Consider the following 23,490-nt stretch of genomic DNA (forward strand, 5'->3'; position numbering starts at 1 on the left):
CCATCCTCTCCCTGCCATGAAACCAACCTTGTTTCTTCTCGCCCTGACCTCGCCCGTTTTCGCCGCGCTTCCGAGCGTCGGCCCGGATTATCAGCGTCCCGTCGTCGAATCGCCCGTCGCCTGGAAACAGGCCGCCGCCGCGACAGCCCTGCCGCGCGGCGAGTGGTGGAAAACCTTCAACGATGCGACGCTCGACGACCTCGAGACGCGCGCGCTGAACGCCAACCAGGATCTCCACGCCGCCGCCGCGCGCGTCGAGCAGGCCCGCGCCGCCGCCGGGATCGCCCGCAGCAACTATCTGCCGTCGGTCGGGCTGAATCCCTCGGTCGGCCGCGCCCGCACCTCGGAGACGACCGACAACAGGTTCCCCGTCGCCGAGAGCACCACCTACCGGGCGTCACTCGACGCCTCATGGGAGCTCGACCTCTTCGGTCGCGTCCGCCGCCTGAGCGAGGGCGCCCGCGCCGAGGCCACGGCCAGCGCCGACGACTTCGAGAACGTCCGGCTCGCCCTCACGGCCGAGGTCGCCTCCAGCTACTTTTCGCTGCGGGCGCTCGACCGCGAGACCGCGCTCGTGAACGACGGGGTCGGCCTGCGCCGCAAGACGCTCGAGCTGATCAACTCGCGCCGCACCAACGGCGCGGCCACCGACTTCGACGTCGCCCGTGCCGAAACCGAGCTGGCCTCGACCGAGGCGGACGCCGCCGCGCTGGCCAACCGCCGCGCGGCGCTGCAAAACGCGCTCGCCGTGTTGCTGGGGGAAGCGGCGCCAAGCTATGAGCTGTCAGCGATCAGCGGTCAGCTCTCAGCTCCGCCGCCCGTGCCGGTGGGCCTTCCAAGCGAACTGCTGGAGCGCCGCCCGGATATCGCCGCGGCGGAATCAGCGCTGGCCGCGGCCAACGCCCGCATCGGCGTGGCCAAGGCCGCGTTCTTCCCGGCCATTTCGCTGACCGGTTCCTTCGGCTACGCGAGCAGCGACATCAGCCGGCTGGCCAATTCCGATTCCAAGCTCTGGTCCATCGGGCCGAGCCTCTACCTGCCGATCTTCCAGGGCGGCCGCAACCGCGCCAACCTCGCGCGCAGCCGCGCGGCCTACGAGGAGAGCGTTGCGCTCTTCCGCCAGCGCGTGCTGGTCGCCTTCCGCGAGGTGCAGGACGCGCTGACCGCCACGCAGCTGCTGGCCGACCAGGCGGCCGCGCAGGCCCGCGCCGTCGCCGCCGCCCGCCGCGCGGGTGAACTGGCCCAGACGCGCTACGACGCCGGCTACGTGAACTACTTCGAAGTCATCGACGCCCAGCGCACGTTGCTCACCGCCGAGCGGGCGGCGACGCAGCTCGGCGCCCAGCAGCTCGTGAACAGCGTCGGTCTCATCAAGGCCCTCGGCGGCGGCTGGTCGCACGGCCCGTCCGTCGTCGCCGCCAACTGAACCCAACTAAGCAATGAATTTTTGAAATGTAGGAGCTTGCTTGCAAGCGATCAGACATGTTCGCCGACGGTCGGCGCGCGAATCGCCTGCAAGCAGGCTCCTACAACAAGCATCCAAACATCTCCTCTCACCATGAAATCCAACATCCAGCCTAAGCTCACGGGCAAGATCGCCCTCGTCACCGGTGCCTCCAAGGGCGTCGGCGCCTCCATCGCCAAGCACCTCGCCGCCGCGGGTGCGTCCGTCGTCGTCAACTATGCATCCAGCAAGGCCGGCGCCGACCAGGTTGTCGCCGAGATCACCGCCGCCGGCGGCCGCGCCGTCGCCATCCAGGGCGATGTCGCCAAGCCGGCCGACATCACGCGCCTGCTGGCCGAGACGAAGAAGACCTTCGGCCACCTCGACATCCTCGTGAACAACGCGGGAGTCTACGAATTCCAGCCGCTCGAGGCCATCACGGTGGAACACTACCACCGCATCTTCAACATCAACGTGCTCGGCCTGCTCCTGACCACGCAGGAAGCGGTGAAGCACTTCCCGGCCACGGGTGGCAGCATCATCAACGTCGGTTCCGTCGTCACCGATCTCACGCCGCCCGCCAGCGCGGTCTACACCGGCACCAAGGGCGCGGTCGACGCCATCACCGGCGTGCTCGCGAAGGAGCTCGGCCCGAAGAAAATTCGCGTCAACGCGCTCAACCCCGGCCTGACCATCACCGAGGGCACGCACACCGCCGGCATCGCGGGCTCGGATTTCGAGAGAGACGCCGTCAGCAAGACGCCGCTCGGCCGCGCGGGCCAGCCGCAAGACATTGCCAAGGCGGCGGTCTTCCTCGCCTCCGACGACTCCGGCTGGATCACCGGCGAGCAACTCCGCGTCGGCGGCGGCATCTACTGACCGCCACCATTCGCTCCGTCCACCCAGGTGGAGCGAGTTGACCGCAACGCGCTGGCTCGGAAAACGCGCTGAGGTCAGCGCGTTCCACCTCTTTTCACCATGCTTGTCGCCACCCTCATCCTCGGAGCCATGACGTTCCTCGTCTTTGTCGACGACGGTCCGTCGCGGGAGTAAACCACCGATCCGGCCAACGGCCCGGCGGCGCAAAAAAGCGCCGGCGGTGAAGCCGGCGCGGGTGACCAAAAAACCGAACGGGGCTTACTGCCAGTAACCGCGGACGAACACGTTGGTGTTCGCGCGGACTTCCCAGTGGGACGCCACGTAGCTGCGGCTGTTGGGCGGCGGGATTTCCCAGTGACCGGCCGTCCAGGCATAGGCGTCGCCATTGAAATCCCAGTAGCCGGGGATCCAGACCGCCTCGGGAGACGGGGACGGGGTGATCCTTTCGGCCACCTCGGGCGGGGCCGGCTGGGCGGGCGGTGGCGGAGGGACTTCCTCGATCCGGGTGTAGCTGCGCCGCGCGCGTTGGTGGTAGGGCGGGCTCTCCTCGTAAACGGTGCCATCCTCGTGGTCGTTGGCATTGCCGATGGTGCCGCCCGCCAGGGCGCCCGCGACGGCGCCGATGGCGGCACCCGAGGCGCCGTTACCATGGCCGGAATTGTTGCCGATGATGGCGCCGGCGATCGCGCCGAGCGCCCCGCCGGCCACCGCGCCGCGTTGCGTGTTGGGGCCGGTGCCGACACAGCCGCCCAGCAGGACCGCCAGCGTCAGGACGGGAAGGATCAGTTTGGGAGAGTTCATGGATCGGTGAAAAACTCAGCGGCGGTGCCAGCCGTAATGACTGTGCCCGTAGTAACCGCCATGGAAGGTCCAGCCCAGGCCGATGCCCAGCCCGAGCGGCGGCCAGTAATCCCAGGCGGGATCATAGGAGTAGTAGCGGTAACGCGGCACATAGACCACCTCGGGGTCGTCGTCCTGGACCACCACCACGTTGGTCACGCTCGCGCGGGGCGCCGCGGACACGCGGGCGGGGGCGTTGCCGGCGGTGGAAAGCAGCTGGTAGAGCACGGTGGTCGTCCGGCCATCAGCGGTCTTGGTCGTGACAGTGACCTGCGAGGCCGTCTGCTCGATGCGCTCGATGCTCTGGCCTTGGGCGGCGGCGATGTCGGTCAGCTCGGCCGGGGAGGGCAGGCGCGGGGCAAAGATGGTGCGGTCGGGGGCCGGCGCGGGAGCGGCGGGCGAGGCGGCGGTCTCAGACTCGGCCGCGAGGGCGGTCCCGAGGAGCCCGGCCGCGAAAATCAGGACAGGGATCAATTTGTTTTTCATGGGTGAAAAGGGTCGGGGGCGTTGGACTACATAATGTAGCCAATGTTTCCTAAATTGCATGCGGGAGTTTATTCCGGCCAAATGGGTTAGGATCAGGAAGATTTTGACCACGGATGGAGTTCTAGAATCACTGTGGTCTAATCCGTGCCAATCCGTGTGATCCGCGGTAAAAAAGATTGGTGGTGAGGAATCCTTGTTGCCCGGTCCCTTTGCATCCGAAGTCCAGTCCCGCCGGCCGCCTCAGTGCAGCAAATCCGCGGCCGAGATCTCGAACCGGATCACTTTCGAAGGCCAGCGCGGTTCCTCCACCGCGGTGAGGAGCCCGTAGAGCGAGAGCGTCCGCGTCGCGCCCTTGGCCAGCGGCGCCACCAGCGCCGGGTCCTTGCGGGCCTCGGGCGTGAGGACCGCCGTCACGCGATACTTGGAGAAGGCATTCTCTTGCTCGACAAACTCGAGTTTGCCACTGGCGGCATCATAGGCCTTCACGACGGCGGAAAAGTGATAGCGCTTGTTCAGCCAGCTCTGGTGGAGTCGTTTCCGGTTCAGGTTTTTCACGATGCCGTTCTGCGACTGATAAGGCCCCGTGGTGTCATCAGGCGGGGCGATTCGGTTCGGGTCATCTGGCACCCAGATCCCGCGGAAGAGCGCCTCGGGATCCAGCGCCGGGAAATAGGCGCCCAACTGCAGGCTGAGCTTCGCCTCGCCGCGGTCTTCTACGACGGCCTTCACGTCCAGCGCAGGGTAGTCCGCCGCCTGCACCTTGATCTTCTTCTCGCCCGCCGGAACGTTTTCCAAGGTCAGGGGCGTCTTGCCGACGTTTTTTCCGCCGACCAGGACCGTCGCGCCCGCCGGGAAGGTTTCCACCGTCAGCGAGCCGTGGGGCAGGCGCACGGTCTCGGCGGACTCGACATTCTCCGTGACGGCGACCTTGAGGGAGACGGCCGGCCAGGACGGATATTCGAAGGAGAGCGCGCACGGGCCCGGGGGCAGGCGGGGGATCACCAGCGGGGTCTTGCCGAGGACGGCGTTGCCCAGCTTGACCGTGGCGCCGGTGGGATCGGAATCCAGGCGGAGCGACCCGCTCTTGAAATTGATCGTGACCTCGGTCTGCTGCCCGGCCGGCACGTCCACCTCGCTGTGCGCATCCGGCCAGCCGTCGGCATGGAGGGTCACGGCATATTTCCCCGGCGCCAAGCGGGGCAGGGGCTGCCCGAGGACGCCCTTGACGCTCTCGGGCGCCGGATGGTCGGTGGTGGCAGAGGGCGTAGCTTCGACGGTCGCCTCGGGCCAGTTGGATTTCACAACCAGCACGCCGGTGGACTGGATCCGCTTCTCTTCCGCGCGGACCTGGGTGGCGGCGGAGATTTTTTCGCCCACGGACGACACCGCGCACTTGGCGAGGAGCAGGACAATGATCACCACCGCGATCACAATGAACGGACCGGACTTGCGCTGGGGAGAATCCACCGGGAACACCCGGTCGTAGAAGGCCTTCACCTTGGCCATCGCATCGGGAGCGGCCTCGGGCTTGGCCGTTGCCGGGCCCTTGGCGGGCTGAGCCGCGGGAGCTGCAGGCCTCGCGGCTGGAGCCGTGGCCTGGGTTGGCGCCGGCGCGGCGGGAGCCGGCTTGAATGTCGCCGGCGGGGCCGGCTTGGCCGTCGGGACCGGCGCGGTCGCCGGATTCAGGGCGGGCTTGTTGCGGCTCGGGGGTGAATCTTTGTTTTCCATGGGGTGACGGCCCGTCCCCACTTGTCTACTTTCAGCCCGTGGCCGGGGCAACGGGTTTTTTAGCGAAATACAGGTGAATTACCCGGGCCTCACGCGAAGGCGCGAAGGTCGCGAATGGCACGGATCGTTGGCCACAAAAAGCGCAAAAAAATGAAAGTAGGGCCGGCGCTTCAGCCTTCGCCAGGCCTATGGCTGACAAGTGTCGCCGGACCGCGGTTCGCACGGGCAATGGTCCGCCGGCGAGCGGCGACCCTGCATCACGAAAAATCCCCCACTTCGCGTTCTTCACGTGAGCCTCTTCAGGTCTCAGGTTTCTAGATTCCGTCCCACGCTTTCGTGGCGACGGGATCTCTGCCCTCGTCGTATTCGATGTGGTCGATGATGGTCTCGATGGGCTTGCCGGTCAGGCCGCTGTCGATGATGCGCTGGGGAAGGACACCGGAGCGTTCATCGCGCCAGCCGAGTTTCACGATGAACCGGTTCCAGATGTGGCATTCCTCGTCCGTGCGCGGCGTGCCGTGCGTGTGCGCCCACGCGAGCACCTCCTCGTCGATGCCGCCGGCCAGAACGCGCTCGCGCAAGTCGGCGTAGCGGACGCCGAGGAAGCGGCAGCAGCGGCCGTCGAGGACAAGGGTCTGGGCGTCACCGAGGTTCTTTTGATATTCGGCGGGCAGTTGGCCCGCCGCGTGGAGGCGGATCTTGTCGAGCATGCGGCCGAAGTAGACGAGCCGCCCGACCTTGGTATAACAGCTGCGCAGACCGGGAACGTGGGGCATGGGAATAAAATTTACCGTTCATACGACAGCGCCAGATGAAAACAGGTGTGTTGTGCGATGTCGTGGGGAGCTGAATAGTTTAACGCAAAGGCGCAAGGTCGCCAATTTGTCTGCCTAAACAATCGATCCGTTGCACAGGAGATAACAGAGCCAAGGCAGGAGGGGTTCTCAGTTTCCTTCGGTGAAAGACGGTCGTTTCCTCTGCGACTCTGCGTCTGGGCGTTAATCCTTCAGCTTTCTTGCCGTGCCGTGATGTTCCACTGTACAATCCGCGCGCGGTGGTCACGGCCGGGGTCGCGGTCGAGAAGGCCGCAGGACGCGGTGTTGATCGCGAAGTGTTTCGCCATGCCCAGGGGCAGGCCGATCCAGCGGACGGCCAGCACGCGGCCGAAGTGACCGTGGGAGAAAGCCGCCACGCGACCGGTGAGAGATGACCAGCGGGCGATCAGGCGATCGGCGCGTGCGGTGATCTGCTCCGGTGACTCACCTCCGGGGCAACCGTCGGTGTAGATGTCCCACGCCGGACGCGTTGCGCGGATCTCGGTCATCGTTTTGCCGTCGTAGTCGCCGTAATCCCACTCCGCGAGATCGGCCTCGACGGTGGCGGCGGCGTGCCCCGTCAGCTCGGCCGTGCGCCGCGCCCGTTGGCGCGGGCTGGTGAACACATGGTCAAAGGACACACCACGCAGCAGCGCGCCGAGGGCCCGGGCCTCCGCCTCGCCGTGGGCAGTCAGCGGCAGGTCGGTTTTCCCCGTGTGCTGTCCGGTCAGCGACCAGGCCGTCTCGCCATGTCGCATGAAGTAAAGTTCCATGCCGTAGTGAATCGATCAGGATTGGCCACAAAAAGCACAAAAAGCACAAAAACTGAATGTAGGGTCAGCGCTTGTCGCCGGACCTTCTTCGCATGGGACGTGGTCCGCCGGCGAGCGGCGACCCTACATTGTGGACGGATCGCTGAAATCCTCAGGTTTCAGGTTTCGGCTTTTACCCGCGCTGGACTTTTTCCCACAGAGGGTTCCCTTCCAACGGATGACCCGATGGCGCATGATCCGGCAGATGCTCTTCGACGGCCGCGGCAAGCCCCTGCCGCCGGCGCACCGGCCCGTGCCCGCGTCGTGGCGCGATGACGCCATCACCGGCAGTGTGCTCGGGCACTCGACGGTTTTCCTGAACTTCCTGGGCGTGCAGGTGCTCACCGACCCGGTCTTCTCGCGGCGGGTCGGACTCGGCGTGCCGCCGTTCGTGCTCGGGCCGAAACGCTACCATGCCCCGGCGCTGGGGCCGCGTGAGTTGCCGAAGCCCGACGTGATCGTGCTCAGTCACGCGCATTTCGACCACTTCGACGTGTGGAGCCTGCGGAAGTTCGACCGGCGCACGCCGGTGGTCACGGCCCGGGCCACGGCCGACCTGTTGCGCTGTCACGGGTTTCACCAGATCCACGAACTCGACTGGGGCCAGACCGCGACGATCGCGACCCGCCACGGCCCGCTCACGATCACGGCCTTCGAAGTTGCGCATTGGGGCGCGCGCATGATGCGCGACGACCATCGCGGCTATAATGGCTATCTTCTGACGCGGGGCAACCACACCGTCGCTTTTGCAGGCGACACGGCCTACACGCCGGCCTTTGCACGGCTCAAGGATCCCACGCGGCCGATCGATCTCATGCTGATGCCCATCGGGGCCTACGATCCGTGGATCCGCGCCCACTGCAATCCCGAGCAGGCGGCGGACATGGCCCGCCAGGCCGGCGCGCGCACTTTCGTGCCGATCCACCACGAGACCTTCAAGCTGAGCGCCGAGGCGATGGATGAACCGGCAGCCCGCGTTCGCGCGGCCTTCGCGAAAGAGCCCCACCGCCTGCTGGCGGTGAGTGTCGGGGAGACTTTTCGCGTCCCGCTGCGGCCGGCGGCCTGAACGTCCCGGTTTGGCCACAAAAAGGCGCAAAAAAAAACCGGACAGTTTTTTGACCACGGATTGTACCGATTATGACGGATTGGGGAATCGTTTCAGAACCACATCCGTGTCAATTCGTGTAATCCGCGGTTAAAAAGGTTTTTGGATTATCCTTCGCGCCCTTCGCGCCTTCGCGTGAAACACGGTTTGGCTTAAACGGCGGCGAGCATCAGCAGCTGGCGCAGGCGCTGCGGGTCGATAGCCGAGGTTTTCGCGACGAAGCCGCGCTGGTGGGCGAAGTGGACGTCCGATTCCGCCTTGATGCGGGTGAAGTCGAGGCGCGGGTGATCGCGATGCTTGGACAGTCCATAGCCGCCGCTGCGGCGATCGGGTGCGATGACGGCGACGACGCGGTCATCCAAGCCTTGCTCCTGCACATAGCGGTCGAGTCCGGCCGAGGGATCCTCCGGCAGGGGATCCGTGCGCGGCAGAAAGACGACGAGGGGGCCCGGGGCGGAAACCTGAGAGGTGACGGCTGAGAATTGAACGTCGCCCGGCGCATCCAGCGACCAGATCTGGGCGTGCTGACCGATAAAGGTGAGCCGCGCGCGAAGGTTGCGCAGGTAGTCGAATAGGTCAGTCCCCACCAGGCGCATGATTTCCCAGAGCGGTTCGCCGGGCGAAAGTTGCTTCGCGGCGGCGAAACGGCGCAGCAACGCACCATCGATGGGCGAGTTCAACTGGTCAATGACCTTGCGTTCGACGCCGAGCCAGCGAGCGGTGACGTTGGGGCCACGGCAGTCGAACCACTCGGCGAATTCAAGCCAGTCGCAGAACGCCCGGGCATCCGCGTAGAGCCCGAGGTGCTGGAGCACGAGGGAGAGGGCGCAGGTCGGCGCCGCGTCGTCCGGGAGTTGGTGATGGTCGAAATTATTCAGCGCCGGCTCGTGGCGATGGCCCACGTCGACCACCGCGATGGCGGGGTCGGCCAGGTCGGCCTCGGTCGGCTCGCGCCGTAGGATGGGACCGGTGGTGGTGGCCAGCAGCACGCAGCAGGCGAGGAACTCGTCTTTGTGGGCGCTGCCCGGATGCGTCAGGATCGTGGTGAAAGGCGTCATTCGATCCCACCCCAGCACACCCGCCCGTCAAAAGCCATGCGGCAGATTGAAAGCGAGGAGCTTGGAGCCGGGGGCAGGGAGACCCAACGCAAGGGCGCGAAGGCGCGAAGAAAGAAGTTGGCGGGAACGGCGGATTGAGGTTGGTTGGCTGTGGGCCGACGTGCGCTGCCGTTTGCAGCGCGAAAACGATCCGCCCATGAGTTCGCCCCAGTCCGATCCCCTGTCCGGCCGCATCCTCACGATCCGCGGTCAGCGTGTCATCATCGATGCCGACTTGGCGCGGCTGTATGGCACAACGACCAAGCGCTTCAACGAGGCGTTCAAGCGCAACATCGCGCGCTTTCCGAAGGATTTCTATTTTCAGCTAACGCTTGAGGAGTTCGTGGCTTTGAAATCACAAATTGTGATATCAAAGCCGGGAGTCGTTGGAGGTAAGGCCAAAGCCGATATGTGGTCGCAAATTGCGACCACATCCAAGCCGCAACGCCGCCGCCTGAGCAACCGTCCCTGGGTATTCACCGAGCATGGCGCAGTGATGGCGCAAATATTCTGCACAGCCCGAAGGCCGTGGCGATGAGCGTATACGTTGTCCGTGCCTTTGTGCAGATGAGGGAGGAGTTGATGACCGGCGCGGTGATCATGAGACGGTTGGCGGAGATCGATAAGAAGCTGGTCACGCACGACGTGATTCTGCGGGACATCTTCGAGAAGCTAGAGGCGGCGATTGGGCGAGCCGCTAAGCTCTATATTGTTCGTCACTGACTTTCTCCAGCCAGTCGACGGCTTTGCCGTCGAGGGATTCTTGGATGGCGATGTGGGTCATGGCGGTGGTGGGGGCGGCGCCGTGCCAGTGTTTTTCGCCGGGGGCGAAGCAGACGACGTCGCCGGGGCAGATTTCCTCGATGGGGCCGCCTTCGCGCTGGGCGCGGCCGCAGCCGGCGGTGACGATCAGGGTCTGGCCAAGCGGATGCGTGTGCCAGGCGGTGCGCGCGCCGGGCTCAAAGGTGACGGCGTTGCCGGCCGTCCGGGCCGGAGGCGTGACTTGGAACAACGGGTCTAGGCGGACCGTGCCGGTGAACCAGTCGGCCGGGCCTGGGGTGGAGGGTTGGGAACCGGCGCGTTTGATTTGCATGGAAGAAGCTGAGAGCTGGGAGACTAATTACCCAAACAGTTTTACAGGAGGGAACAGAGATAACTGAGGTTGAATTGTTCTAACTCAATTTCCTCCGTTACCTCCTGTTCAAAATTGGTCCGTGGTTTAGCGGCCGACGGTTTTTTGGAGGTGTTCGGGGTAGCGCGCGCCTTGGACGCTGACCTTGGCGAGGGCGGCATTGATGTCGCGCAGGTCGTCGGGCGTGAGTTCCAGCGACACGGCGCCAAGGTTTTCCTCGAGGCGGTGCAGCTTCGTCGTTCCGGGAATCGGCACGATCCACGGTTTCTGCGCCAGTAGCCAGGCGAGTGCGATCTGCGCGGGCGTGGCCTTCAGGCGCGCCGCGATCACAGCGAGCAGGTCCACCAGCGCCTGGTTGACCTTGAGGGCCTCCGGAGCGAAGCGCGGGAGGGCGCGGCGGAAGTCGGCCTTATCGAACGTGGTGGAGGCATCCATCTTGCCGGTGAGAAATCCCCGTCCGAGCGGACTGAAGGGCACGAACCCAATGCCCAGTTCCTCGAGCAGGGGAATGATCTCCGCCTCGGGTTCGCGGAACCACAACGAATACTCGCTCTGCAGCGCGCTGACCGGCTGGACGACATGGGCGCGGCGGATCGTTTGCGCGCCGGCTTCCGAGAGGCCGAAGTGCTTCACCTTGCCGGCTTGGATCAGTTCCTTCACGGCCCCGGCGACGTCCTCGATCGGCACGGCGGGATCGACGCGGTGCTGGTAGAACAGGTCAATAACATCAACCTTGAGCCGTTTGAGTGAGGCTTCGGCGACTTCCTTGATGTGGGCGGGCCGGCTATCGAGGCCGTCGATGCGCTCGCCGTTCGGGCCGAACTTGAAGCCGAACTTCGTGGCGATGACGACCTGCTGGCGGAAGGGTGCGAGCGCCTCGCCGACGAGCACCTCGTTCGTGTGCGGGCCGTAGGCCTCGGCGGTGTCGAAGAACGTGACGCCGCGCTCCACGGCGGCCCGGACGAGGGCGATCATCTCGTTGCGGTCGGGCATGGGACCGTAGGCGGAGTTGAGACCCATGCAGCCGAAGCCGAGGGCGGAGACTTGGAGGTTACTGCGGCCGAGGGTGCGGGTTTGCATTGAGGGAGAGGGTGAGAGGCTAGACCTGAGACCTGAGACCTGAGACCTGAGACCTGAGACCTGAGACCTGAGACCTGAGACCTGAGACCTGAGACCTGAGACCTGAGACCTGAGACCTGAGACGAATAGGTGTGGGAGCTTAGTCATATTTTCTGCGGATGCCATCGCGATGTGATGAGGCGGGATGCGGTGATCACGCCCTACAGCTCGTTTCGGTCGGGGCGTAAAGCCCCTCCTACAGTTGGCGGCTGGCCAAAAGAAAACGCCGGCCCTCGGGCCGGCGTTGGAAGGAGAGCTTAAGCCTAAAGCTTATCGCTTACAGCCAGGGAGTATCGCTTGCCAGCTGACAATAATGTCGGGTCGTTCACATGCGCGTAAGTGATTGATGAGTCGTGATACCTCCCATTGAAGTCGAGTTGTTCCCCTGCCATTAAAGTTGAGCCACTAGAAACACAGAGTTCTCAAAAGCAGGGTGTGGGAGTGCCTGCACGGACCATTCGGGCTTTGCCTCGTGGCTGCGGCCGTCTACAGTCGCTCTTCGGGCCAAAATAGTTTGAATCGTAATTCGACTACCTCTCAGAGACCCCTGCTGCCCGACCTGACGGAAGGGACGCCAGTTGTTCCTGCGCTCCTTCCGCATGCACCTGCTACAGATCTCCGTTAAAAACTTTCGCTGCCTAAAAGAAGTTACAATTACGCTCTCTAGCGGGTTGAACGTCCTCGTTGGCGAGAACAACATCGGCAAAACGGCGATTCTCGACGCGATCCGCGCCGCACTCGGTCCGGCGGCTAGCACCGGCGAGCCGCTGAAAATCGGGCCCGATGACCGTCACCGCCAGTCCGACGGCGCCTATCTCAACGAGGCGATCCAGATTTCGCTCGTGTTCGCGAACCTGTCGGCGGACGAGCAGGCGCAGTTCATCGACATCTTGAATTACAATGCAGCGGAACCGGCCAAATCCACGGCGCAACTGAATTTCCGCTGGCACTGGAACGAGAAGACCAAGCACTACTCGATCAACCGCTGGGGCGGAACGGCGGCATTCTCCGAAAACGCCATTCCCGAGGACGTGCTGCAAATGTTGCCAGTCACGTTGCTCGGGGCACTGCGGGATGCGACCGCGGCGCTGCAACCCGGCCGCAACAGTCGGTTAGCGCACTTGCTTGAAGCGAGAGCGAACGACGTGGACAAGGCGGCCATTGTTGAGTTCGGCAAGACGACAAACGAGGCGTTGGAAAAAAATGATCTGGTCAGCAAGACTCAGGAGCACATCACGAAGACCCTCGGCCAGGTGACGGGAAAGGTCTTCGCGCAAAAGACCGCTATCAAGACTTCGCCGCCCGAGTTCGAGAAGATCATCCAGGGCTTGCGCCTTGTCGTATCCCGCCTGCTGCCGGGAAACGTCGAGATCACTGACGAACTCCGCGCAAACGGGCTCGGTTTCAATAATCTCTTTTATATCGCAACCGTCATCCTTGAACTGAATGCGCAGACCAACGCGTTGCTGCCGCTGCTGCTGGTCGAGGAACCTGAGGCGCATTTGCATCCTCAGCTGCAGACGCTGCTGGCGGATTTTCTCGCTGACCCCAAGGAGTTGCACCCTGTGAAGGTGCAGTCCCTCATCACCTCCCATTCCCCGACAATCGCCGCGCATGTGCCGCCGGAACGGCTGCGGGTGCTGCATATGACGAAAGACCGCAAGTTGCATTGCGCGTCATTCGATGCGTGTGGCTTGACCGTGCCACAATTGGCGCAGGTTCGCCGGATGCTGGATGTGACACGTGCATCGCTGCTCTTCTCTCGCGGGGTGATTCTGGTAGAAGGAATCACTGAGGCTCTCTTGCTTCCTGTGCTCGCCCGTCGCGCCGGCACGAATTTAGAGGAGAACGGCATCTCCGTCGTGCCGGTTTGCGGCGTGGATTTCGGAACCATCGCCGCACTTTTCGACGGGAAAGGTCTCCAGATCCCGCTCGCCCTCGTAACCGACGGCGATCCGGGCACCGAAGACGACACCGAGCAGGCAGAACCGGTTGGCGAAGCTGCGGCCGCCGCCGCGCTGGGGGAGCCCGCAGAAGTGCCGTGGCACCAGCGGGAACCCCGGCGTGATCCCGCGGGCGTTTTGATCGTATGTGCCCGAGTCGTGAAGCTGAAGGAGACTTACGCAGGCAAGCCGCTCGTTGGCGTGTTTCATTCTGACGTTACTTTGGAATACAGTCTGGCCAAGGCCGACACCCATAATCCCCAAGTCATCTGCGACACCTGGACTTCACTCTTTGCCGGCCAGCCGCGAACGTTTAACCAGGCGAAACTGGATGCGTGCGGCGGGAACCACGACCTTCAGGCCTTGGCGATATGGCGCGGTATTTGCCAAGCCAAGACCACCCGCACGAAGGCGGAATTCGCGCAGGCCCTGGCGACCAGGCTCGACCAGAAGCACCCTGACGGCACCTACGTTGTCGCACCTGACGCCTTCGTCATTCCGCCCTACCTAACCGCAGCCTTCACCCATGTCCTCACCGCCCCAGCCGCCGAAGGAGCCCACTGAGGAACAGAACGCGGTGCTGATCTCACCCGCACGCGTTCGCGTGGTCCGCGCCTGTCCCGGCGCGGGCAAGACGGAGATGTTCGTCGAAGCGATTCGGCGGGAGCTGAAGTCGTGGAACAAGCCGGCCGGAGGCGTCGCGGCGCTTTCTTTTACAAATGTCGCCCGCCAGACGATTGAGGCCCGGGTCGGCGGCGTCGTGGGCGCCCCGCATTTCATCGGGACGCTCGATGGGTTCGCGTTTCGTTTTGTGGTGAAGCCTTTTGGCCATCTCGTGGGGTTACCGGCCGGAGGCGTGCGCCTGTTTCCCGCGGCCATGTGCGCCCAGTTCACGCAGCCGACCGTGCAGGTCGGAGGCCAGCCCAAGGAGCGAGCCACGCTGTTCCAGGTTCATTTTTCCGGCGTCGAGAAGAAGCTTCCGGTCCTCCGGGCCGAGGCCGCGTATCGTCAAATCACCGTTCCCGCGGAGAGGGTCCAGGAAATATTTGACGCGAAGAAGAACTACTGGGCCAAGACCGGAATCGTGACCCATTCCGACTGTCATTTTCTCGCCGCGGCGATTCTCAAAAAAGGTGGCGCGGCGGTCCGAGGGCTAATTGCCCGGCGATTTCCCGTCATCTTCATCGACGAACTTCAGGACACCGGATTCTTCCTCGCCCGAACCTTCGTCAGGCTATGTGAGGATCCCGGAATCAAAGCACTGGTTGTTGGTGATCCTAACCAGGCTATCTATGGATTCGGCGGCGCGAGCCCCACGATTTTTGACGATTTCCAAGCACTGGAGGGGGCGACGCCATTTGCGCTCACGCTGTCGCAGCGGTGCCCCAAGAAGGTTTCTCAGGTTGTGTCCGCTCTGAGTTATTCTAAGGCCCCGGTTAACGCCCGGCCCGATGCGGCCGACGGCGAACTGGCGCTGGTGGTGCACTCGCTCGCGATACCGAAACTGCTGCCGCCACAGGCGGCATTCTTGCGCGGCTTGGGTGTCGGAACTAGTCTGGCGATCATTAGCCGGCGGACAACGACCGCCAATTCGCTTCGTGGCGCCATCATTCGCGACGAGTTCTGTGGCCGTTCCGGCGTGGCGCGAAAGATCAACCTCGCGGCGGAATACCTGGCCAATGGCGACCCGGCTACTGCGGTCACCATCATCGACCGGGAGTTGTGTCGGGTCGTGTTCGACGATCCCCAGGCGGGGCTCGAAGAACGAAAGGGGAAGGGTATCACTCCGGCGCAATGGCGGGCCGCCATCTTCGGGATTCTGACTGCGGCCCTCGCGAAGGTGGAGGGTGAGACGTGGAACGCCTGGGTTCAGCGCATCAAGGCTGCGGTCCAAGCGGCATGTGTATCGCTGGGCTGGCAGCTCAACGAGACCAGTGGCCTGAAAGCCTACATGATTTGCAACGAAACTGGCAACGCTCCGCGAAACCAGCTGATCGAGATCCCCGTCGCCCCATTGTGGCCGGTAGGCGATACCGTCAGCACCATCCATAAGGTCAAAGGGGCGGAGTTCGAGACCGTCATCGTTTTCGCGCCGAAGCCCTCTAAGGGGCATCCGTGTCCCGCCAAGGAATGGTGGTCGGACGAAGCGCAGGGTGAGGAGCGGCGGGTGGGGTTTGTCGGTGTTTCCCGGGCCAAACAAAAGCTCATCTTGTGCGTGCACGTCTCAACGCTGAAGGAATTGCAGGCGAAGCAACCTGAATTTGTCGCCCTGTTCGGCGAGCCCATCCCCATGCCGGCGGGCGCGTAACCCTTTGCCATGAATTTCGGGACCAATCCTCCGCTTTCTCACGGCTCGTTCGAAACGTCGGCCCTCATCATGCCTGCGGATATTGGGACGATCAAGCCGCTGCACCAATTCGGTCCGTCGACCGTCTACGTGCACGGCGCCGTCATGTCGTTTGTCGGCTATCGGGGCATTCAGGTCTCTCGCGTTTCACTGAAGGAAATGTGTCATGCCCAGTATGACTGCGCCATTCTTGTAACATATGTTCCCCGCAGGAAACGAAAGGAAAGTTCTTACATCGAGACCAGCCACGCTTCGACTGTCATTGTCGAGGGCTGGATCGACGAGCCGCTGCCCGCTCCCCACGATGCCACGGGTGCGGCGCGTCACATGGGTTTCGACAAAGAGTGGGACCGCGAGTTTGGATTGTGGCTCGATACGATGTGCCGGCGGTCGGAGTGTAAGATCTTGTCCGACCTGCGGGGGCACGATGCCCGGGCTCGCAAGCCAGGTCCACCCGCACCGTCTCAGCCACCTGGACAACCGCCACCGGCTGGGCCGGCAGCACTGGCGAAACCCGTCCTGCGCTTCGTCGAGGGAGCGGCGACCGAAATTGTGCAGACGCGCTACGAGCGTGACCCGGCAGCCCGGGCCTCGTGTCTCGCGCATTATGGGTTCGTTTGCCAGGTGTGTGGCTTTGATTTCGAGCGACGCTTCGGGGAGTTGGGCGCCGGTTTCATCCATGTGCATCACCTCGAGCAACTCGCCGTCACGGCCCAGGAACATACGGTCGATCCGATCAGGGACCTGAGGCCCGTCTGTCCGAATTGTCACGCGATGCTGCACCGCCGCAATCCGCCCCTGACGCCAGACGAATTGCGCGCGTTGATGCGCCTGAATTGATCCTCAAATCGCTCGGAAAAATTCCACCGGGATGGCAGGCGTTCTCCGTTCAAGGGCGTGGGAGCTGGCGGGACAAGCGAAACAGCTGCCGAGGTCACCTGCGCACCGGATCGTGTCTTACCCGTAGTGCACTAACCGGGATCCCGGATCCTGCTCTAGGTGAAGGTCAGGTATTGTGCGCAGTTTCGTGAGCCGCAATACGGCGACCTCATTTCACCCTCCGTGTAGGTCGAGCATAACCAGTCTTGGTTTCGAAACCACCGGACCCCTGTTCTGGCCCGTCGGCGCTAAAGTTCGACGACAAGGTCAGGGCGGAAACCGGCGCACTCGGGGCCTGCCGAAGCGAGGTAGCCAAACGCGTTGTTCAGCACCCTAGTTTTTCCGATGATGTAATCGCGGCATTCGTGAATATGCCCATGAACCCACAACGCCGGGCCTCGCTCGCAAATGAGTTCATCCATGTTCGAGACATACGCTGCGCTGATGGGGTCCAATTCCTTTCCGGTCTGGGCGGACTTGGGCGAAGGAGCGTGGTGAGTGATGACCACAGAGTGCGCGGGATCCCCTGCTGTTAGGAATTGATTGAGGGCCAGACGTGTGTCGGCATGGAGAAGCGCGGTGTGCTTGGGCTGCAGTCGGCTGGTGTCTTGACGGCGAATTTTCCGGTAGTCATTCATGCCAGTTCCTTTTGAGCCGGCCATAAGCATGGCGGTTGGTCGGTCGCCCAAAAGGTCGAAGTCGGTCCACAGAGTGGCGCCGAAAAAGCGGTAACCCTTCAACTCGTAGGTTTCGTTTTCGAGGATGATGACGTTCGAACCCGTTGCGGCTTCTCGTAGCTTTTCGTGCAGTCGACCAATACGCTCATCGTAGTGCTCATGATTACCCGCGATGTAGAGAATGGGGTTATCGGGAAATCTTTGCCTTGCCCAAGCGACGCCCTTCACGCCGCGATCGATGTCGCCAGCGAGGACCACGACGTCCGCGGCGGCGTCCGGTAGATCAACGGATCCGAATTCCCGATGGAGATCGCTGAGGACACGAATTCTCATCAATGAGCAAACCCTGCAGGTCTAGCCGACCTAATCAAGAAATCCGTCGCCCTTTAGATGTGGCGGAAGCACTCAAAGTTGGCAGGCGCTGAGTTAGCCAGCCGGACCATTTGGTCATTTTTTTCCATAGGAAATCCCAGACCACCCGCAGCGGTGAGCACTTCTTGGATTCGAACCGCTCGCGCTTTCGGCGCGGTGGCGGCCAACAAGCGCGTCAAGTAGCTGGCACCTTTGAGTTGCTTGCGCTCCACGGTCAGAAAGTGGAGGGCGGCGAAACCATTGCCAACGATGTCGATCACCTTGATCACCCAGGGAGCGACGGCAGCCCCTTCAAACTGGAAAACGGGGAACAGGTACGAGAGCCTTGGGCACGCGTCGGGCTGCCGGAACTATGCCCTTACGCTCAAATGTGGAGAACTTGGGGACTGGAGGGTCGAACGCCTCGGCGGCTGAGCGGAGACAATCATTCGATCGGGTAGGCTATCTACAAAAAGAAGGCCGCAGGGTTGCTGCGGCCTTCGCTCGACGATTAAACAGGATTAAAAGGCGGGGAAACGGGATTAAAGGCGGCAAACACCACTAAAGGCTTCGACCACAAGCAACCGGACAAGGAAGCTACCTCGCAAGATAACACGCAAATAACGAACGTTTTGTTGGGTAAAAGATTGGCCGCAGGAACAAAATCCTGCGGCCAAATGGCGACCCGACTTTAATGTTCAGGCGACCCGACTTTAATGTTCAGGCGACTCGACTTTAATGGGAGCTAACCACGACATTAATGTCTGCGTCCCGACATTAATGTCAGCTGGCATCGCTCAGCGATACTCCTCGTTCGTGTTCGCGTTGATGATTTTGAAGTTTTCGACGTGATAATTCGGATCAGCCCTAAAGGCCAGTTTGATGCCGAAGGTCTTCTCGATGCGGACGAGCAGCTCGGAGTCCTCGACGCGGAGGCGTTCGAGGATCGAGGGGTGCACGTGGACGCGGAGCGAGTATTCCTTGCCGTCCTTCCGGGCCTGCAGGCGGCGGGCGACCGAGGACAGCTTGCGCTGCAACTCGACCGACATTGTCGTGGCCGATTTCACCACCGCGCGGCCGCGGCAGTAGGGGCAGCTGGTGTAGAGGTTGGCCGAGAGCGACTCCTGCTGGCGCTGGCGGGTCATCTGCATGATGCCGAGCGACGAGATGGGCAGGATGTGCGTCTTGGCCTTGTCCTCCGACATGAGCTCGACCATGCGGTCGTAGACGGCGTTGCGGTGGCGCCGCTCCTTCATGTCGATGAAGTCCATGATCACGAGGCCGCCGATGTTGCGCAGCCGGATCTGGCGCGAGATCTCCGTGGCCGCCTCCATGTTGACCTGGAAGATGGTGTTCTTCTCGTCGCCGGAGCGGCTCTTGTGGGAGCCGGTGTTGACGTCGATGGAGATGAGGGCCTCGGTCTCGTCGATCACGATCTCGCCGCCGGAAGGCAGGGGCACGCGGCGCTGGAAGGTCTGCTCGATCTGGCGCTCGATGTTGTAACGCTCGAAGACCGGGATGGAGTCCTTGTAGTAGACGATCTTGCCCTTGGAGCGGCTGGAGATCTGGCCGACGTATTCCTGGGTGCGCTTGAAGTCGTCCTCGTTGTCCACGAGCACGCGGTCGATGTCCTCGGTGAGGAAGTCGCGGACGGTGCGCTCGACGATGTCGGGCTCCTGGTAGAGGCAGGCGGGGGCGCGGTCGGTCTCCATCTTGCGCTGGATCTCCGTCCACTTGGTGAGGAGGAGGTGCAGGTCGCGGACGAAGTAACGCGGCTTCTTGCCCTCGCCGGCGGTGCGGACGATGACGCCCATGCCCTCGGGGATGGTGAGCTCGTTGATGAGGGTCTTGAGGCGCTTGCGCTCGAGGGGATCCTCGATTTTGCGGGAGATGCCGCAGCCGTCGGAGAACGGCGTGAGGATGAGGTAGCGGCCGGGGAGGGACAGATTCGTCGTGGTGCGCGGGCCCTTGGTGCCGATCGGGCCCTTGGTCACCTGGATGACGATGTCGGTGCCCGGCGGGTAGAGGCCGGGGATGTCCTTGACGGTCGGCTCGGCCTTGCGCGGGCCGGCGTCCTTCTTCTTGTTGACGCGGACGACCTCGACGGAGGAGTCGGCGGCGGCGGGGAGCATGTCCCAGTAATGGAGGAAGGCGTTCTTGTTGTAGCCGATGTCGACGAAGGCGGCCTTGAGGCCGGGGTCGAGGTTCTTGATGCGGCCCTTGTAGATGCCGCCGACCATGCGGTTGTCGGAATCGCGCTCGATCTCGAAGCGGTCGAGGGTGCCGTCCACGAGCAGCGCGACGCGCTTCTCGAGGGGCTCGGAGTTGATGACGAGTTCGCGGAAGGTGCCCTTTTCCTTCCGGAAAATGCTCAGGATTTTCTGGAGGATGGGCCGGTCGGCGGCGCGTTCCTTGGATTGCTGCCGGAGTTGGTCGGCAGTGAGAGGCTCGCTGTGCTTCTGCGGCGGGGGTTGGGCGAGTTCCTCTTCATGGTGTGAGGCGGCGTCCGAAGGGGCGCCGGAGTTGGTGGGCTGGTCGTTCATGGTGGGGTTGATCCCGGGTGGTTGTAACGGGGCGCCCGTGTCCAGCAGGCTGTGCGCAGGAGATTCCGGCAGAGCGGTCAATATGGCGTGGCAGGTGACTCATGTTAAAAGTCCCTCCGAAACCGATAGACGCTTTGGACCAGTCCTTGCAGCAAGCAGCAGCTGAGCACGAAAGTGCCGCCGTAGCTAATGAAGGGAAGCGGTATGCCTTTAACCGGCACCAGGCCGATGGTCATGGCGATGTTGACGAACACATGCACGGTGAAGAGCACCGTGACACCCAGCGCCAGTAACGCGCCGAAGCGGTCGCGGGCGAGCCCGGCGATCCGCAGTCCGTTCCACAACACCACGCCAAACAACCCGATGACGGTGATGCTTCCCAAAAATCCCTTCTCCTCCGCGATGACGGAGAAAATAAAGTCGTTGTGTGCCACGGCGGGCGGCAGGTAGCCGAGCTTGGCCTGGGTGCCCTCGGTCCAGCCCTTGCCGGTCAGGCCGCCGGAGCCGACCGAGATGAGCGATTGCCGGCTGTTCCAGCCGATGCCCATGGGGTCGATCTTGTCCGGCATGGCGAACGCCAGCACGCGGTTGCGCTGGTAATCCTTCAGTGGCAGCCAGGACTGCTTTTCATAGGCGCCCCGATCCTTGGTATAATTCAGGTGGTTCTCGTCCATGAAGTTACCGTAGCGCCAGACATCGAGGGCGACCACGCCGACGAGCAGGGCGAACACGCCCAGCGCCCCGGCAAAGAAGCGCATCGAAAGGTTGGAAACAAACAGCATGGCGAAGACCACCGGAGCAATCACGAGGGCGCTGCCGAGGTCGGGTTCGGCGATTATCAACAGCATGGGTATGCCCACCGCAAGGGCCAATTTTACGAGCACTTGGAGCGAGTCCTTGACCGTGCCGAGGCGGGAGCCGGTGAGGATGGACGCCACGGCGAACATGACGGCGATCTTGGCGAACTCCGAGGGCTGGAACGCGCTCAGGCCGGGCAGGCCCAGCCAGCGCCGGGCGCCCATGCCATGGGTGGTGCCGATGCCCGGGATGAGCACGAGCAGCAGGAACGCCAAGGCGGCGAGGTAGACGAAGTGCGCGTATTTCAGCCACAGGCGGTAATCCAGCAGCGAGGTCGTCACGTAGACCACCAGGCCCAGGCCCAGCCACACGAGCTGCTTGATCCAGTCGGCCTCGTCCCGCGCGAGCTGCGCGCTGTAGATGAAGAAGACCCCGAACAGGCTCAGGCACAGCACGCACACCGGCGTGATCCAGTCGAACCGCTCGCGCGTGGTAAGCTTGAAGAAACTGCCAAGATCGAGGCGGCGGAGAAAATTCACAGGAGAGAACCGCCACTAAACACCCGCGACTGCCGCTGGCAACGGCGCAGTGTGGTGGCGGGTGGAGCGGCCTGACCCCAGGACGCTGGTAGGGGCCGTTGCCCTCAACGGCCCGGCGAAGGGCGCTTGAGGGCAAGCGCCCCTACCAAATTCGAGCAGCGCGCTTGGATCAGCCTGGTTTTCTGTAGCGGCGGTCTATGACCGCCGGCGAACATCCCGGCACCCACGATCGGCGGTCATAGACCGCCGCTACAGGAAGGCTGCAGTTGTAAAACCATGCCTTTGTATGGTTGCCAAGCCCCCGGGCCCGCGTAGGTTCGCCACCCCTGAGATGCTGACCATCATCGCAGCCATCACCAAGCCAGCCCTTACGTCCAGTGCGGCCGAGCCGTATTTGTGGGCCTTGCTGGCGGCTGGGCTGGTCGGCGTGATGGGCGGTTTCTTCGGCGTCTGGTTCATCATGCGCCAGAGCCGCCGCCTCGCCGAGCAGAGCGCCGCCTCGCACCTCGAGCTGGCCAGGCGCGAGGCCGCCGTCACGGCGCAGGAAATGATCGGCAAGGCCGAGGAGGACATCCGCGCCCGCGAGGCGGAGATGAACCGCGACTTTGACCGCCGCAAGATCGAGATCGAGCTGATGCTGCGCGAAATCCGCTCGCACGAGGAGTCCCTCGCGCTGCTCGACTACCAGCTGGAGCAGCGGCAGGAACGACTCGCCCGCGAGGCCAGCGCCATCAAGCAGGCGCGCGACGCCATGCGCGACCTGTCGAAGAGCCTGCGCAAGCGCCTCGAGGGCGTCGCCTCGCTCGACGGCGAGGAAGTCCGCAAGCAATTGCGCGAGGAGGTCGTGTTCGAGTGCCAGGAGGAATTGCGCGCGCTGCGCAAGGAGCTGCTGGAGCGTTCCGAGCAGGAGGTGGTGCAGGAGAGCAAACGCATCCTCGTCGCCACGATGCAGCGCCTGGCCAGCAAGCCGAACAACGACATCACGGCCACCATCGTCCAGTTGCCGAGCGAGGAGATGAAGGGCCGCATCATCGGCCGCGAGGGCCGCAACATCAAATCCTTCGAGGCCGCCACCGCCACCACGCTGCTGATCGACGAGTCGCCGCAGATGGTGCTGATCTCCTCCTTCGATCCCGTGCGCCGCGAGATCGCCAAGCTCGCGCTCGAGAGCTTGGTCAAGGACGGCCGCATCCACCCGGCCAGCATCGAGGAATTCGTCAACCGCGCCCGGCAGGACATGGACCTGCATGTCGCCCAGATCGGCGAGGAGGCCGTGGATCGCCTGAAGATTTCCGGCCTGCATCCCGAGATCATCAAGCTGCTCGGCCGGCTGCGCTTCCGGTTTTCCTACACGCAGAACGTCCTCGACCACTCCATCGAGGTCGCGCAGCTCTGCTCCATGCTCGCCTCGGAGCTCGGCCTCGAGCCCAACGTCGCCAAGCGCGCCGGCCTGCTGCACGACATCGGCAAGTCGATCGAGGGTGAATACGAGGGCAGCCACGCGCTCATCGGCGCGGACTTCATCCGCCGCTACGGCGAGACCACCATCGTCGTCAACGCGGTCGCCGCCCACCACGCCGAGGTGAAGCCCGAGACGATCTACGCCGGGCTGGTGATCCTGGCCGACGCCATTTCCGCCTCGCGCCCCGGCGCCCGCGCCGAGTCCATGACCTCCTACATCGAGCGGCTCGGCCGGCTCGAGAAGCTGGCGATGACGATGCCCGGCGTGCAGCAGGCCTTCGCCATCCAGGCCGGCCGCGAGGTGCGCGTCGTCGTGCAGCCGAGCGTGGTGACCGACGAGCAGGCGCACCTGCTGGCCAAGAACCTCCGCAAGAAGATCGAGGAAGAGCTCGACTACCCAAGCACGATCAAGGTCACCGTCATCCGCGAGCAGCGGTATACCGAAACGGCGACGTGACCGTCGCCGCTTCGGAAGTAGCCAGTAACAAGGATCAA

Annotated in this window: 21 protein-coding genes; 9 read left to right on the plus strand and 12 right to left on the minus strand. The window is 63.5% G+C overall.

Annotated features, from left to right (window positions below):
- Window positions 1-16: 16 nt before the first annotated feature.
- Window positions 17-1,426 (plus strand): efflux transporter outer membrane subunit, encoded by a 1,410-nt coding sequence (locus tag BLU29_RS09305; protein WP_091057046.1) that lies wholly within the window; start codon window positions 17-19, stop codon window positions 1,424-1,426.
- Between the two features lie 132 nt (window positions 1,427-1,558).
- Window positions 1,559-2,323, plus strand: coding sequence for a glucose 1-dehydrogenase (locus tag BLU29_RS09310; RefSeq protein WP_091057048.1), 765 nt, complete (start codon window positions 1,559-1,561; stop codon window positions 2,321-2,323).
- Between the two features lie 258 nt (window positions 2,324-2,581).
- Here the strand turns inward: BLU29_RS09310 and BLU29_RS09315 are convergent, their stop codons facing one another.
- From BLU29_RS09315 to BLU29_RS09340, 5 genes are all read right to left on the minus strand, one after another.
- Window positions 2,582-3,124, minus strand: coding sequence for a YMGG-like glycine zipper-containing protein (locus tag BLU29_RS09315; protein WP_091057051.1), 543 nt, complete (start codon window positions 3,122-3,124; stop codon window positions 2,582-2,584).
- Window positions 3,125-3,139: 15 nt separating this feature from the next.
- Window positions 3,140-3,649, minus strand: coding sequence for a hypothetical protein (locus BLU29_RS09320; RefSeq protein WP_091057054.1), 510 nt, complete (start codon window positions 3,647-3,649; stop codon window positions 3,140-3,142).
- A gap of 240 nt (window positions 3,650-3,889) precedes the next feature.
- Window positions 3,890-5,377: a PEGA domain-containing protein gene (locus BLU29_RS09325; RefSeq protein WP_157693753.1), complete on the minus strand. Its 1,488-nt coding sequence runs from the start codon at window positions 5,375-5,377 to the stop codon at window positions 3,890-3,892.
- A 314-nt stretch (window positions 5,378-5,691) separates the two neighbouring features.
- A complete protein-coding gene (locus BLU29_RS09335) occupies window positions 5,692-6,153 on the minus strand; it encodes a DUF5069 domain-containing protein (protein ID WP_091057058.1) in 462 nt (153 codons plus the stop codon).
- A gap of 230 nt (window positions 6,154-6,383) precedes the next feature.
- The gene (locus BLU29_RS09340; protein ID WP_091057061.1) at window positions 6,384-6,965 is read right to left on the minus strand and encodes a histidine phosphatase family protein; all 582 of its coding nucleotides are present in this window, start codon (window positions 6,963-6,965) and stop codon (window positions 6,384-6,386) included.
- 217 nt (window positions 6,966-7,182) lie between these two features.
- Here BLU29_RS09340 and BLU29_RS09345 point away from each other — a divergent pair, with 217 nt between their 5' ends.
- Window positions 7,183-8,070 carry an MBL fold metallo-hydrolase gene (locus BLU29_RS09345; protein ID WP_091057062.1) on the plus strand — a complete coding sequence of 296 codons (888 nt, stop codon included), beginning with the start codon at window positions 7,183-7,185 and terminating at the stop codon, window positions 8,068-8,070.
- Between the two features lie 191 nt (window positions 8,071-8,261).
- Here the strand turns inward: BLU29_RS09345 and BLU29_RS09350 are convergent, their stop codons facing one another.
- Window positions 8,262-9,167, minus strand: a complete 906-nt coding sequence (locus tag BLU29_RS09350) for an MYG1 family protein (protein WP_091057064.1) — start codon at window positions 9,165-9,167, stop codon at window positions 8,262-8,264.
- 196 nt (window positions 9,168-9,363) lie between these two features.
- On the opposite strand from BLU29_RS09350, the gene BLU29_RS09355 reads away from it, so the two are divergent.
- Window positions 9,364-9,744, plus strand: coding sequence for an ORF6N domain-containing protein (locus BLU29_RS09355; protein WP_091057066.1), 381 nt, complete (start codon window positions 9,364-9,366; stop codon window positions 9,742-9,744).
- Window positions 9,741-9,929 carry a hypothetical protein gene (locus BLU29_RS18310; protein ID WP_091057068.1) on the plus strand — a complete coding sequence of 63 codons (189 nt, stop codon included), beginning with the start codon at window positions 9,741-9,743 and terminating at the stop codon, window positions 9,927-9,929. Before BLU29_RS09355 ends, BLU29_RS18310 begins: the two co-directional genes overlap by 4 nt.
- Here BLU29_RS18310 and BLU29_RS09365 read toward each other — a convergent pair.
- Both BLU29_RS09365 and BLU29_RS09370 read right to left on the minus strand, forming a co-directional pair.
- Window positions 9,904-10,299, minus strand: a complete 396-nt coding sequence (locus tag BLU29_RS09365) for a cupin domain-containing protein (RefSeq protein WP_091057070.1) — start codon at window positions 10,297-10,299, stop codon at window positions 9,904-9,906. The genes BLU29_RS18310 and BLU29_RS09365 overlap by 26 nt on opposite strands.
- A gap of 126 nt (window positions 10,300-10,425) precedes the next feature.
- Complete coding sequence (locus BLU29_RS09370) at window positions 10,426-11,418, minus strand: aldo/keto reductase (protein WP_091057073.1); 993 nt, start codon at window positions 11,416-11,418, stop codon at window positions 10,426-10,428.
- Window positions 11,419-12,056: 638 nt separating this feature from the next.
- Here BLU29_RS09370 and BLU29_RS09375 point away from each other — a divergent pair.
- Genes BLU29_RS09375 through BLU29_RS09385 form a run of 3 tightly spaced genes read left to right on the plus strand, consistent with a single transcriptional unit; the run spans window position 12,057 to window position 16,587 of the window.
- Entirely contained in the window at window positions 12,057-13,964 is a 1,908-nt protein-coding gene (locus BLU29_RS09375) for an AAA family ATPase (RefSeq protein WP_157693754.1), read from the plus strand.
- Window positions 13,927-15,708: a UvrD-helicase domain-containing protein gene (locus BLU29_RS09380; RefSeq protein ID WP_091057078.1), complete on the plus strand. Its 1,782-nt coding sequence runs from the start codon at window positions 13,927-13,929 to the stop codon at window positions 15,706-15,708. Before BLU29_RS09375 ends, BLU29_RS09380 begins: the two co-directional genes overlap by 38 nt.
- A gap of 9 nt (window positions 15,709-15,717) precedes the next feature.
- A complete protein-coding gene (locus BLU29_RS09385) occupies window positions 15,718-16,587 on the plus strand; it encodes an HNH endonuclease (RefSeq protein ID WP_197677677.1) in 870 nt (289 codons plus the stop codon).
- Between the two features lie 287 nt (window positions 16,588-16,874).
- Here BLU29_RS09385 and BLU29_RS09390 read toward each other — a convergent pair whose 3' ends face one another.
- From BLU29_RS09390 to rodA, 4 genes are all read right to left on the minus strand, one after another.
- Window positions 16,875-17,636, minus strand: coding sequence for a metallophosphoesterase (locus tag BLU29_RS09390; protein WP_091057080.1), 762 nt, complete (start codon window positions 17,634-17,636; stop codon window positions 16,875-16,877).
- Between the two features lie 53 nt (window positions 17,637-17,689).
- Window positions 17,690-17,944 carry a hypothetical protein gene (locus BLU29_RS09395; protein WP_091057083.1) on the minus strand — a complete coding sequence of 85 codons (255 nt, stop codon included), beginning with the start codon at window positions 17,942-17,944 and terminating at the stop codon, window positions 17,690-17,692.
- 507 nt (window positions 17,945-18,451) lie between these two features.
- Complete coding sequence (locus tag BLU29_RS09400; protein WP_091057085.1) at window positions 18,452-20,197, minus strand: Rne/Rng family ribonuclease; 1,746 nt, start codon at window positions 20,195-20,197, stop codon at window positions 18,452-18,454.
- 104 nt (window positions 20,198-20,301) lie between these two features.
- Window positions 20,302-21,534 (minus strand): rod shape-determining protein RodA, encoded by a 1,233-nt coding sequence (gene rodA, locus BLU29_RS09405; RefSeq protein WP_091057087.1) that lies wholly within the window; start codon window positions 21,532-21,534, stop codon window positions 20,302-20,304.
- A 331-nt stretch (window positions 21,535-21,865) separates the two neighbouring features.
- Between rodA and rny the strand changes: the two genes are divergently transcribed.
- Entirely contained in the window at window positions 21,866-23,452 is a 1,587-nt protein-coding gene (gene rny / locus BLU29_RS09410; RefSeq protein WP_091057090.1) for a ribonuclease Y, read from the plus strand.
- The last annotated feature ends 38 nt before the right edge of the window (window positions 23,453-23,490 follow it).

Source organism: Opitutus sp. GAS368 (assembly GCF_900104925.1).
GTDB lineage: Bacteria > Verrucomicrobiota > Verrucomicrobiia > Opitutales > Opitutaceae > Lacunisphaera.